Source organism: Bacillus sp. iso_77, from assembly GCF_056173625.1.
The window spans coordinates 3,127,261-3,140,578 of record NZ_CM149683.1 but is presented as its reverse complement, the minus strand read 5'-3'; the positions used below and the strand labels follow the sequence as shown (position 1 = coordinate 3,140,578).

Sequence of the window (13,318 nt, the reverse complement as noted above, 5' to 3'; positions counted from 1 at the left end):
TGCCAGATGGCTATGGAACGAATAGAGGTGAAAGGGGCAAGAGCCCACAACCTTAAAAATATTGATGTTAATATCCCGCGCGATCAGCTAGTGGTCATTACGGGTTTATCTGGTTCGGGAAAATCGTCGCTTGCCTTCGATACCATTTATGCAGAAGGTCAGCGCAGGTATGTTGAATCACTGTCAGCCTATGCACGTCAATTTCTCGGTCAAATGGACAAACCAGATGTAGATGCGATTGAAGGGCTTTCTCCAGCGATTAGTATTGACCAGAAAACGACAAGCAGGAACCCTCGATCAACTGTTGGGACTGTTACAGAAATTTATGATTACTTGCGTCTATTATATGCTCGAGTCGGAAAACCGATTTGTCCTATTCATGGGATTGAAATTACATCACAGACGATTGAGCAAATGACAGACCGTATTTTAGAGTATCCAGAACGAACGAAACTGCAAGTGCTTGCTCCGATCGTATCTGGACGTAAGGGAACACACGTGAAAGTACTTGATCAAATTCGGAAGCAGGGCTACGTTCGAGTTAGAGTTGATGGCGAGATGGAGGACCTGTCAGAAGAGATTGAGCTTGAAAAGAATAAAAAGCATTCCATTGAAGTGGTGATTGATCGAATTGTCGTGAAAGAAGGTGTGGCTGCACGGTTGTCTGATTCTCTTGAAACGGCACTCCGACTTGGTGAAGGTCGTGTGATGATTGATGTGATTGGACAAGAGGAGCTGTTATTTAGTGAGCATCATGCTTGTCCGCACTGCGGATTCTCTATTGGGGAACTTGAGCCAAGAATGTTCTCGTTTAATAGCCCTTTCGGTGCCTGCCCAAGCTGTGATGGGCTTGGTTCTAAACTAGAAGTAGATCCAGAGCTTGTGATTCCGAATAAGGATTTGACTTTACGTCAGCATGCCATTGCCCCATGGGAGCCTCAAAGCTCACAATATTACCCGCAGCTTCTTGAGGCGGTATGTACACACTATGGAATTGACATGGATATTCCAGTAAAAGATATTCCGGCGCATTTATTTGATAAAATTTTATATGGCAGCGGCTCTGAGCTGATTTATTTTAAATATGAAAATGATTTTGGCCAGGTCCGTGAAAATGAAATCGAGTTTGAAGGTGTGCTTCGTAACATTGAACGGCGCTACAAGGAAACGAGCTCCGATTATATTCGGGAGCAGATGGAAAAATATATGGCCAATCAGCCATGTCCGACCTGTAAAGGATATCGCCTGAAAAAAGAAACACTTGCGGTTCTCATCAATGGCAAACATATCGGAGAAATGACCGATTTGTCTGTATCTGATGCCCTTGATTTCTATGAGAAGATTGAGTTATCTGAGAAAGATTTGCAGATTGCCCAGCTCATTTTACGTGAAATCAAAGAGCGCTTATCCTTCTTAAATAATGTCGGATTAGATTATTTGACATTAAGCCGGTCTGCTGGCACATTATCAGGCGGGGAGGCGCAGCGGATTCGTTTGGCGACACAAATTGGATCAAGACTGACAGGCGTTCTTTATATTTTAGATGAACCATCGATTGGTCTGCATCAACGGGATAATGACCGATTGATTGGAACATTGAAAAACATGCGTGATATCGGAAACACACTGATTGTCGTAGAACATGATGAAGATACGATGCTTGCCGCTGATTATCTCATTGATATTGGACCAGGTGCAGGGGTTCATGGAGGAGAAGTGATTTCAGCTGGAACGCCAGAAGAAGTCATGAAAGACCCAAAATCGTTGACTGGACAATATTTATCTGGTGAGAAATTCATCCCGCTTCCGATTGAGAGACGAAAGCCTGACGGCCGATTCATTGAAATTAAAGGGGCAAAAGAAAACAACCTTAAAAACGTGAATGCGAAGTTTCCTTTAGGTGTCTTTACCGCTGTGACGGGTGTGTCAGGATCAGGGAAAAGTACACTTGTGAATGAAATTTTATTGAAATCCCTTGCCCAAAAATTGCACAGAGCAAAAGCGAAGCCAGGACAGCACAAAGAAATCAAAGGAATGGATCACTTAGACAAAGTCATTGATATTGATCAATCTCCAATTGGCCGTACACCAAGATCCAATCCTGCTACGTATACAGGTGTATTTGATGACGTGCGGGATGTGTTTGCGCAAACCAATGAAGCGAAGGTACGAGGCTATAAAAAAGGGCGATTCAGCTTTAACGTGAAAGGTGGACGCTGCGAAGCGTGTCGTGGAGATGGCATTATTAAAATTGAAATGCACTTTTTACCTGATGTATATGTGCCTTGTGAAGTGTGTCACGGGAAACGTTATAACCGCGAGACGTTAGAGGTCATGTATAAAGGGAAAAATATTTCCGATGTGCTTGAAATGACGGTAGAGGACGCACTTCAATTTTTTGAGAATATCCCGAAAATTAAGCGGAAACTGCAAACGATCTTTGATGTTGGATTAGGATACATTACACTTGGGCAGCCTGCCACGACATTGTCTGGTGGAGAGGCGCAGCGTGTGAAATTGGCATCTGAGCTTCACCGCCGTTCAAACGGAAGATCTTTGTATATTTTAGACGAACCGACAACCGGTCTTCATGTGGATGATATTGCTAGGTTGTTAAAAGTGCTCCAGCGCTTGGTCGAAAACGGGGATACGGTATTGGTCATTGAGCACAACCTTGATATTATTAAGGCAGCCGATTACCTTGTTGATCTAGGACCAGAAGGCGGTGCTGGTGGAGGAACGATTATTGCTTCAGGAACACCTGAACAAATTGCTAAAGAAGAAGCTTCTTACACCGGTCGATACTTAAAACCGATTTTAGAGCGTGATCGTAAGCGAATGAAACAGTTAGTCAAAGAAACAGAAAGTGTGACATCCTCATAAAGAAAAACCCCTCCGAAAGAGGGGTTTCAGCGTGTAGACAAACCCTCGCATTCTTTGTCAGTCCTGCGTGCTGGTGCTCACGAATGTGAAATTCGCTCCGCGCCAGTACTCGTCCTTCCTAGGGCTGCAAAGGTTTTCTATCACGCTGAAAAGAAGGCAAAGGGCTAAAATCAAGTTCATTTTAGCCCTTTGTCAACAATCTGAACCCCTCCGAAAGAGGGGTTTTCCTTTTATTGCACATCTTCCTTTGGCATTAAGTTACTGAGGTGCGTTAAATCCTTTAAAATATGAGTGCTGCTACTATCGAGCAGTACTTTTAAATAACGGATATCACCATACTTCGGATGAGACGGATGAATGGCCTCTAGCTCCTTGATCATATCGCTGTTCATGCTTTTCTGTTTCTGTATAAGGTCTAAAAGCGTTTGTGCCGTGTGGTTAGCATTATGATGATCTGTCAAAATAATTACCCCCTATAATGATAATCACCATCTTTTCAACATATTTTAAAGGGTAATCCATGAAGAATCTACACTTAGGTGCAAAAAGAAATAATTTGTGTCTAAGGTCATATGTAAATCGAATGAGTTTGAAACTTTTTATACGCCATAAACGTATGAGTTAGAAAGGAATTTTCATCATGAAGGAGCGAATATATATGAACAGAGATCAGTCGATCATTGCATCTATTTGTTATTTTAGTGTATTTTTCATGCCGTTTATTGTACCGATCGTGGCATATTTTGTAGTGGATCAAAAGGAAACGAAACGGCATTCGCTGCGTGCATTGTGGTCACATGTTTTGCCAGTCGCAGCGTGTGTGCTGCTGGTTTTTGGAGCTATCCCCTTTTTATTGACGACACAGGCAAGCGACTCACTCGTTCCAGTGTTCACCGTACTTATCTTGTCCTTTTTAGTCGCCATTGGCTTTTTGATCTCTGTCATTTGGAATATCATTCAAGGTATTAAAGTGCTTCAATCCATCAAATCGTAGGAGGGCTTTGTATGAATGAAAAAGAACGCATTTTAAAATTAGTAGAAGACGGGACATTATCTGCAAAAGAAGCAATTACGCTACTTGAAAAATTAGAAGAAAATCAGTCCATTTCACTAGAAAAATCAACGGCTGATCATACCTTTCATGAAGAAAAAGCTGGCACAGAGAATAAAGGAACTGGTACTGAAAACCTCGGTGCAAAGCTGTTTGGATGGTTAGATTCGGCGGTGAAAAAGGTCAAAGATGTAGATCTTGATTTGAACTTTGGACAGTCCGTCGACGTTGAACACATTTTTCAATTCAAAGACGCAGCACTGTCCCATTTAGATATTCAATTGGCAAACGGCAGTCTCAATTTGATGCCTTGGGATGATGGGGATGTTCGAGCAGAGTGTCATGCGAAAATTTACCGTGCAGAGGATGGAGAGCAGGCAAGACAGCAATTTCTTCAACATCTGGATTGCGGGCTTGAAGGGGACAAATTTTTTATCCGAACTGAAAAGAAGACCATGAAGGTCAATGTCACTCTGTATGTACCACGTATCCAATACGATAAGATCAAAGTCAAACTGTTTAATGGACCGATTCGCGGGGAAAAGCTAAAGACAAAAGAACTGGCTGCAAAAACAACAAATGGCGTCGTCTCTTTTGCCTCTTTACAAGCAGAAAAAGTCGGAATTGAAACAGCAAATGGACAAATCAAACTGGCTGATCACGAGTGTGGTATGATTGAAGTAGAAACCATTAATGGGCTCATTGACCTGCGCGGGAAAAGTGAATCAATTGATGCACAGAGCTTCAATGGGAACATTGCTGTTCAGCTGTCAGATGAGAAATGCCGTTCGATCTATGCAAAAACGACAACAGGCAGTGTGGACGTTCAGATTCCGCGTGCTTGTGCAGTGACTGCGGAGCTGAAAAGCAATCTCGGATCGATCTCTCATGAGCTGCTTGATGCAAATATGATTAAAGAGAAAAATGAAACGTTGCAAAAAGAGAAAATGATCAAAGCCAATCAACAGGCGGAGCACAATATATCCATTTTTGCAGAAACAAAAACAGGCTCAATCCAAGTAAAGCACCAATCAGACAAGGAGTGATTCTACATGAAGAAGCTTTATCGTTCAGCGACAGATAAAAAAATAGCGGGTGTTGTCGGTGGACTTGCTGAATACTTAAGTGTCGATGCATCCCTGCTTCGTATTTTAACGGTGATCATCGGATTTATGACAGCATTTATGCCGATATTCTTGATCTACTTCATCTGGTATTTTGTTGTTCCGGAAGAAGGCACTAACTAAATGCTTAGATGGATCGTTAGTATTTTCGTCAATGCATTACTTTTAATCGTCATTGCTGGATATTTTGATTCAGGCATTCTGCCAGGCCTTGGTAGTGTGTATATTGAAGGCTTTGGCGCAGCGATTGTAGCAAGTATTATTTTGTCCTTGCTCAATATTTTAGTGAAGCCGTTTTTGATCATTTTAACGCTGCCAGTGACAGTACTTTCACTAGGATTGTTCCTCTTTGTCATTAATGCCATCACACTGATGATGACCTCAAGCTTTATGGGAGATAGTTTTAACATTGATGGGTTTGGAACGGCCATTTGGATGGCTGTCATTTTATCCATTTTCCATCTGCTCATACAGAAAGGAATCGTGGAACCGTTAGCGAAAAAAAGCTAACGGTTTTTTTGTGTGAATTTATATCGTTTCCCCGTTCCATCTGTCATAAAAACCGTCTTCAGGAGACACAATATCCGAAGGGAGGCGGTGCACGATGGTGAATGTGAGCAGACAAATCATTCTTTTCCTTTTTTTGAGCATTCTTTTTTGTTTCAGTCAGCCTGCTTCAGCAGGATCTTTGACACAAACACAAGTGAACATACGAAATAAGCCCTTTTCACCTTTTATCTTTGATCAATTTCAAGTAGATGTCCGTCCGGTTCAAGGAAAAAAACGTGATCTTCAATTTAGGGCATCTATTAGTCAGTCAGAGCAAATTTTGTCTGCAAACTTGTACTATAAACAGAGTGATGAGCTAGGATATCGATTGATCCCAATGGAACGATTGCCGGGGATGAAACCAGAATTCACAGCGAAAATCCCGACAGATCAATTGTGGAATCCAACAGTTCATTACTATACAGAATTCCTGACGCAGAAGTCTGTCATCAAAACAACCGAACAAGCAGTTCACTTAAACGGATTTGAAGAGGATCTCTCACAAATTCCTGAGCTATTGATGACAGAAATCGTCGTGAATTCAAAAAACCGCAAAGGCAAGGATGCTTTTGAATTCATTGAGGTGTATAACACAACTCATGCACCCATTTCACTTCGACATTACCAGCTTCGCTATCGCAATCCAGCGCAAGGCGTGGAGATGGATGATATATATTCATTCCACACAAGTTCTATCACCATTTCTCCTGGAAAACCGTATGTATTTTGGCTTAGAAAAAAAGGGCAGGAGCATTTAACGGTAGCGGACTTTAATGCGATGTACAAAAGTCATTTAAAAGAGGGCGAGCATCTATCGGTCATTGAGAGTAAAGGATTGTCCAATTCTAAATCCCGCCTTGTTTCTATCACAACAAATATAGGAGAAGAGGTATCGTCGGCATCCTATCGTTTAAAGCCTTCATTGTTTAGCGAGCACAGATCGTTACTGTTCAAGTATCCAATGGATGGTACGACACAAATGAAGCTGATCTCGAAAGTGGAGGAAGAGCCAACACCCGGAAAAGTGTTAAAAGCACAAATTCCAACTGAAAAAAAAGAAATATCACAAGATGTTCATAAACCTGTGATCGAAGATATGACAGACAATCAACCGATAAAACCAACTGAAGGCATTGAAATGAGGGCAGATGTGCAGGATGATCAGTCCGTCAAAACGGTCAAATTGCGATATCGAACCAATCGTCATGAAGATTTTAAAGAGGTGCTGCTTCAAAAGGATCATAATGATCGGCTGTTTCACTATATTATTTATTCACCTGAGCTCATTGGTAAAGATCGATTGGAATATCAGATTGAAGCGTCTGACGGCGAAAATCATGCAATGACAATGAAAAAAACAATTGATGTGGAACAAGTAAGCAAAGCTCACGGCCTTCGATTGAATGTAGAAGAAGGAGATACGGTTTCAGGCGTATTTCACTTAAAAGCAACAGCAGATCAGAAAAAAAGCATAAAATTAATGATAGATGGAAAACCAATTCGACAAGTATTTCCTGCACTTGAAGCAGATCCATATCTTGCATTTGATGTCAAAGGGACAAATTTATATTTTAAGAATGGTGTGTCTATAGGTAAGCACTTACTTTCCATTTTTGATGATTCGACAAAAGTGTATCGCACCTATACGATACCAATACCAGAAAAACACTTAGAAAAGGCAGGTCCACAAACGATATCATTCCATGCTGGGACGAAGTCATCGCCGTTTGACCGATTTCCTGGAGAAAATCACGATGATTTTGAATTGAAAAATGTCCAGATGATTTTATCGAATGGAACTCAAATTCTGCCTCTAAATGCGAGCCAGCATGAGGAATGGAAAATGGGCGACGGTGGCAGCGCTAAGAAGGTAAGAGCATTTCAGTTTCAAATCCCGAAGCAGGCATATGCTTCAAGCTATATTCAGTGGGATACAAGAAGGCTGAAAGAAGGAGTACATGTTGTTCAGGCTAAAACCGCAGACGAATCTCAATCTGTACGTGTGAAAGTCGATAACACGGGTCCGAAAATCAAGAGTAATATACAGGCAAATGACCAATATAAAGGCGTCTTTACGTTAAAGGCAAAGGTGACGGATCGTTGGAGTGACATAGCGGAGATGAAGGCATATTTAGATGGAAAACCGATCTCTTTGCCTTATCAAACGTCCTCTAGCGAATTAGAACCTGGAGAACACACATTGAAGATAAAAGCAAAAGATGCCGCTGGAAACAAATCAACTTTGAAAAAGGTTTTTAAGACGGTACATGAACACCCTGAAACGCCAGAGAGAGTGTCAGATAGGACAAAAAAGGAATCATCTAAGCAAACAGTGCTAACCAATGATCCTACTAATGATCAGTTAGATTACTCCTTTTACCGTGCCTATCAATATACATCGCTGCATCCGTCCATGAAGATTTTCAAATATGCAGCGGAAACAGAGCCGCCAAAACATTTAAATGAAACAGGGGAAATGATTTTTTCTGATCGAGAAAGAAATCGCATTGCATTTGCTGATGGTAAATCAGTGGAAACGAAAGATCTACAGCATTTTCCTTATCATCGCTTTCAAATCAAGGTTCATCACGATGTACGTGAAAAGGATGTTGTCGAGGCTGTATGGAAAGGAAGCTCATTATCAGGGAGAAAGGTAACGATGTACGCTTGGAATCATCAGCAAGAAAAGTGGGATAAAATCACTCATCACTTTGCGAAGGATGAAAAGGAATTTTACCTAAAAGGGCTGCTGTCAGTCAGACAGTATATGAAAAATCAAACGTTTGATTTGCTTGTACAAGATGAGATCAGTAAGACGTTAAAGCCTTATAAGATGGTGTGGATGTCTGATACTCAATATTATGCCAGAAGTTATCCTCATATCTTCAAAAAAATGGTCGAGTGGATCAGAGATCAAAGGGACCCATTGAATATTCAATATGTGTTCCATACAGGTGATATTGTGGATGATTCAAAGGATAAGCAATGGAATCGTGCCGATACATTTATGCGTGTGTTAGATCAGCATCAGATTCCTTACGGTGTATTAGCTGGTAATCATGATGTCAGACACAAAGACGGCCATTATAGGGAATATGGGAGATACTTTGGAGCGAAACGCTTTGAAGACAAGCCATATTACGGTGAATCTTATCAAAACAATCGAGGTCATTATGATCTTATCTCTGCTGGTGGCAATGATTATATGATGGTGTATATGGGCTGGGGGATCAAGCAAAATGAGATTGACTGGTTAAATCGAGTCATTTCTGAACATCCAGATCGCATTGTCATTTTAAATTTCCATGAGTATTTGTTAGTGAGCGGCAATCGAAGCCCAATTGGAGATTTGATCTTCCATCAAGTGGTAAAGCGTCACCCGAATATTGTCGCAGTATTTAGTGGCCACTACCACGGAGCCAGTCGAAAAGTAGATGAGATTGACGATGATCATGATGGAAAAGTGGACAGAAAAGTATATCAAATCCTTGCAGATTACCAGTCAGGTCCTGAAGGCGGTCAAGGTTTTATGCGGCTGATCACTGCGGATCAAGAAAAAAATAAGCTTCATTTCACCACATACTCACCCTACTTGAATCAAGAACATTTTTATGATCCAAAAACGTATGGAGATCAAGATGAATTTTCAATTGATGTCGATTTAACACCAAAAATGAAATCCGTTAAAACCAATTATTTTGAATTGAATGTCTACACAAACGTTCTTCTTGGAGAAGTCAAAGGTGTGAAAAGTGGTAAAAAAGCAACCTTTGAATGGAAAGGGTTAAAGCCAAATCAAGAATATTATTGGTACACTGTCGCAAAAGACCGTTTCGAAGGGAAAGCGATTTCGCCTATATGGAAAATTCATACAAAAAATGATGATCAATCAACATTTCTTAGGAAATAAAAAACTGTGCTTTCAGGAGCACAGTTTTATCTTTCCATTGTGTGAGTGAGCTTGTATCGATCCCCTCTATAAACGGACATGACATACTCGAATGGAAGGTCATTTTGAAAATAAGTTGTTCTTGCAATGGAGAGAACAGGGTCCCCTAATGAAATAGACAGCACGTTAGCTTCTTCCTTTGAAGCAACATTGGCTTCAAGCTCCTGCTTGGCATGGGCAATGGTTAGACCTGTGTTCGCTTCTATATATTCATATAAAGATCCAGCTAAATGGTCCTTTGTGAGCTCGCCAGCAAATTTTTCAGGAATATAACTCGTTTCAATAGCCATTGGTTCATCGTTTGCAAGGCGGATTCGTTTTAATTCATAGACATCTTCACTGTTCGACAGCTGTAATGATTGCAGCAAGTGCTCTGGGCATGCGACTTTTTTGAAATCAATCAACTGACTTGAAGCTTTGAGCCCACGTTGACGCATATCTTCTGTAAAGCTTGTTAAGCCTTGAAGCGGTTGTTCAAATTTCTTTCGGCTAACAAATGTTCCTTTTCCTTTTTGCCGGTATAAATATCCTTCGTTCACAAGGTTCGATAAGGCTTGTCTGACAGTCATTCGGCTAATACCAAAGCGTTCGGCATATTCTCTTTCAGAAGGAATGAGTGTATCAGGTGCTAACGTTCCATCCTCAATCTGCTTTTTCAAGTTCTCCATAATCTGATGGTACATTGGGATAGGTGACTGCTTATCAATAAACATGTGAAAATCCTCTCGTGTTTAGCGTAGTGAACCAGCTTCTCGATCAATAAAAATCGTCACATCTTCATGAAGTTTCAGAGCAGATGCAGGGAAGTCTGGGTGAATCTCTGTTCGTTCTAAATATTGTATCACGTCCGCTTTTGATTTTCCTGATGCGAGAAGGAGAATTTTTTTACTTGAAAGAATGCTTGCAATTCCCATTGTAATGGCATGTGTAGGTACCTCATCTATAGAAGAAAAGTACCTGGCATTGGCTTGGCGAGTGTGTTCATCTAATTGGACGACATGCGTCTTTGAGTCAAAGGGAGTACCAGGTTCATTAAACCCGATATGTCCATTTTGTCCGATACCAAGTAGCTGAAGATCAATGCCCCCTAAATCTTCAATGAGCTGATCATACCTTAAGCACTCTTCTTCCAAGTGAGAAGCAGCACCATTGGGGAGGAAATATTGATCTGATGGGAGATCAATATGGTCAAATAAATGACGCTTCATGTAAGTCATATAACTATTTTCATGATTTTGATCAATTCCCACGTACTCATCCAGATTCACTGTTCTTGCTTGTTTGAAAGACAATTGTTCTGTTTGATGCAACTGAATTAACTCTTTATAAGTGTCAATTGGTGTACCGCCAGTTGCCAGACCGAGAACCGCATCTGTTTTTGATTTAATGGTACGTGCAATGAAAGCAGCTGCTGCTTTTCCTAATTGATCTTTATCTGCAAATTCGATGATGTTCATCAGTGTGTGGCCTCCTTTTTTTCATAAACGATTTGTCCATGGCAGATCGTCATCATGAGTTCGCCAGATTCATCCCAAATGACCAAATCTGCCAGTTTTCCAACTTCGATCGAACCGAGCTGATGATCGATCCCGAGCTGAGTGGCTGCATTTGTTGAGGTCATTTGAGCAATTTCTGTCCATCCACATTGTGTGATCTGTCTCATACGTTTGACCCCATCTTTCATTTGTAAAATCGATCCTGCAAGTGTTCCATCTGCCAGCAATGCTTTTTCACCGCTGACTGTCACAGTCTGACCGCCAAATTCGTAGGTTCCCTCTCCAAGTCCTTTTGCACGCATTGAGTCTGTAATCATGATCAAACGTTCACTTCTCTTTGCCAAATACGCAAGCTTTACGGAAAGAGGATGTGAATGAATGCCATCTGTAATCAGCTCAGTCAAAAGCTTTTCGTTTGTAAGCGCAGCCCCTGCAACATTTGGCTCACGATGCTGAAATGAACTCATCGCATTATAAAGATGCGTGACATGACGCGCGCCGTGCTTTGCTGCTAGTTCAATCATGTCATGAGGAGCATTTGTATGTCCAATAGAAGGAATGATATTTTTTTCTTTTAGCAGGGAAAGAAATGCAAAATCAGTATCTTCCTCAGGTGCAAAAGTGACAATTCGAATCAGCTGATCTGATGCACTCAGCCATTTCTCAAAAAGAGGAAGGTTAGCCTGTGTAATCCATTGAGCAGGCTGCGCTCCAGCTTTATCTTTAGAAATAAAAGGACCTTCTAGATGAATGCCTAAACATTGTGACTGACTTCCAGCCTGCTTTTCATTATAGGGTCTCCACTGTGCGACATTTTTAAGTGCTTGCTCAATCTCTTGATGATTTTGTGTAATGGTTGTTGCTAAAAAGCTTGTCGTTCCTTCTGCGGGTAAGTGATCAGCAAGTGTATTCATGGCTTCTGGTGTCGCATCCATCATATCTGCACCATATCCCCCATGGATGTGAATATCAATCATTCCGGGGAGTAAATAAAAGTTTTCCCGGGAAATATATACTTTTTCATAATTTCCTGTCGGCGGTGATGTTGAAATATAGTCGATCTTGCCATCGCGTAAACCGACAAAACCGTTTTCAATGATTTCTGTCTTTGTCACAATATGAATATTGGAGAGCAATAAAGAACTGCTCATGATTGTGCCCCCTTATTCTCGTCGTTAGATTCAGTTTACCTTTTTTAAGTATAGTTGTCTATACCAGTAAATGTGATGAAACAGGATCAGGATAAAATACTATTTTGGGTTCATCATTGAAAGTGATAAAATAGAGCTGTATTTCTGAAACGCCTGCGATAAAAGGAGGAAGAAGCGTGCCGAAAGTTCGTACGAAGGACATAATGGAACAATTTCATCTTGAACTGGTAAGTGGGGAAGAAGGGATTAATCGTCCCATTACAATCAGTGATCTTTCCAGACCAGGTATTGAAATGGCTGGATATTTTACATATTACCCAAAAGAAAGAGTTCAACTTTTAGGGAAGACAGAGCTTTCTTTTTTTGAACAGCTCCCAGAACGCGAACGAAAGCAGAGAATGATGTCTCTTTGTACAGATATTACACCTGCCATCATTTTGTCACGAGATCGTGAAGTACCAAAGGAATTGATCGAAGCATCAAACGAAAATGGAGTGCCGGTTTTACGCTCAAGCTTAAAAACGACAAGACTTTCGAGTCGATTAACGAACTTCTTAGAAAGCAAGCTTGCACCAACGACTGCGATTCATGGCGTACTCGTAGATGTATATGGTGTAGGTGTGCTGTTAATTGGAAAAAGTGGCGTAGGTAAAAGTGAAACGGCTTTAGAATTAGTGAAGAGAGGACACAGGCTGGTTGCAGACGATTGCGTGGAAATTAGGCAAGAGGATCAGGATACGTTAGTTGGAAGCGCACCAGAGCTGATTGAGCACCTTCTAGAAATCCGTGGATTAGGCATTATTAATGTGATGACCTTATTTGGAGCGGGCGCTGTCAGAAGCTATAAGAGAATTACGATTGTTATGAACCTTGAGCTTTGGGAACAAGGCAAACAGTATGACCGTTTAGGACTTGAAGAAGAAAAAATGCGGATCATCGATACAGATGTACCAAAGCTGACCATCCCTGTACGTCCGGGACGAAATTTAGCGGTCATCATCGAGGTAGCTGCAATGAACTTCAGATTGAAACGAATGGGACATAATGCAGCGGAACAATTTACAAGTAAACTTGCCGATGTCATTGAAGACAATGGCCAGGATGAATAGGAGCTG

11 protein-coding genes are annotated in these 13,318 nt (G+C 41.1%); 7 read left to right on the top strand and 4 right to left on the bottom strand.

The annotated features are described in order from the left end of the window. Positions 1 to 6 precede the first annotated feature (6 nt). Positions 7 to 2,883: an excinuclease ABC subunit UvrA gene (gene uvrA / locus AC0VYC_RS16235; RefSeq protein WP_475388838.1), complete on the top strand. Its 2,877-nt coding sequence runs from the start codon at positions 7 to 9 to the stop codon at positions 2,881 to 2,883. Positions 2,884 to 3,113: 230 nt separating this feature from the next. Here the strand turns inward: uvrA and AC0VYC_RS16230 are convergent, their stop codons facing one another. Then, the gene (locus AC0VYC_RS16230; protein ID WP_008348188.1) at positions 3,114 to 3,344 is read right to left on the bottom strand and encodes a hypothetical protein; all 231 of its coding nucleotides are present in this window, start codon (positions 3,342 to 3,344) and stop codon (positions 3,114 to 3,116) included. Positions 3,345 to 3,541: 197 nt separating this feature from the next. Between AC0VYC_RS16230 and AC0VYC_RS16225 the strand changes: the two genes are divergently transcribed. The 5 genes from AC0VYC_RS16225 (at position 3,542) to AC0VYC_RS16205 (ending at position 9,517) form a co-directional block, all read left to right on the top strand. Next, positions 3,542 to 3,877 (top strand): hypothetical protein, encoded by a 336-nt coding sequence (locus AC0VYC_RS16225; protein ID WP_008348186.1) that lies wholly within the window; start codon positions 3,542 to 3,544, stop codon positions 3,875 to 3,877. Between the two features lie 11 nt (positions 3,878 to 3,888). Further along, on the top strand, positions 3,889 to 4,980 hold the full coding sequence (locus AC0VYC_RS16220; protein WP_007500040.1) for a DUF4097 family beta strand repeat-containing protein: 1,092 nt from the start codon (positions 3,889 to 3,891) through the stop codon (positions 4,978 to 4,980). A 6-nt stretch (positions 4,981 to 4,986) separates the two neighbouring features. Next, positions 4,987 to 5,181, top strand: coding sequence for a PspC domain-containing protein (locus AC0VYC_RS16215; protein WP_008348183.1), 195 nt, complete (start codon positions 4,987 to 4,989; stop codon positions 5,179 to 5,181). Then, positions 5,182 to 5,568: a phage holin family protein gene (locus AC0VYC_RS16210; RefSeq protein ID WP_007500042.1), complete on the top strand. Its 387-nt coding sequence runs from the start codon at positions 5,182 to 5,184 to the stop codon at positions 5,566 to 5,568. A 94-nt stretch (positions 5,569 to 5,662) separates the two neighbouring features. Next, positions 5,663 to 9,517 (top strand): lamin tail domain-containing metallophosphoesterase family protein, encoded by a 3,855-nt coding sequence (locus tag AC0VYC_RS16205; protein ID WP_475388835.1) that lies wholly within the window; start codon positions 5,663 to 5,665, stop codon positions 9,515 to 9,517. A 26-nt stretch (positions 9,518 to 9,543) separates the two neighbouring features. Here the strand turns inward: AC0VYC_RS16205 and AC0VYC_RS16200 are convergent, their stop codons facing one another. From AC0VYC_RS16200 to nagA, 3 genes are read right to left on the bottom strand one after another with little or no spacing between them, the layout of a single operon-like run. Then, positions 9,544 to 10,269, bottom strand: a complete 726-nt coding sequence (locus tag AC0VYC_RS16200; protein ID WP_138279047.1) for a GntR family transcriptional regulator — start codon at positions 10,267 to 10,269, stop codon at positions 9,544 to 9,546. 18 nt (positions 10,270 to 10,287) lie between these two features. Continuing rightward, positions 10,288 to 11,013 carry a glucosamine-6-phosphate deaminase gene (gene nagB, locus AC0VYC_RS16195; RefSeq protein WP_058336964.1) on the bottom strand — a complete coding sequence of 242 codons (726 nt, stop codon included), beginning with the start codon at positions 11,011 to 11,013 and terminating at the stop codon, positions 10,288 to 10,290. After that, on the bottom strand, positions 11,013 to 12,203 hold the full coding sequence (gene nagA / locus AC0VYC_RS16190; RefSeq protein WP_047945642.1) for an N-acetylglucosamine-6-phosphate deacetylase: 1,191 nt from the start codon (positions 12,201 to 12,203) through the stop codon (positions 11,013 to 11,015). Before nagA ends, nagB begins: the two co-directional genes overlap by 1 nt. A gap of 176 nt (positions 12,204 to 12,379) precedes the next feature. On the opposite strand from nagA, the gene hprK reads away from it, so the two are divergent. Beyond that, the gene (gene hprK / locus AC0VYC_RS16185; RefSeq protein ID WP_003212943.1) at positions 12,380 to 13,312 is read left to right on the top strand and encodes an HPr(Ser) kinase/phosphatase; all 933 of its coding nucleotides are present in this window, start codon (positions 12,380 to 12,382) and stop codon (positions 13,310 to 13,312) included. The last annotated feature ends 6 nt before the right edge of the window (positions 13,313 to 13,318 follow it).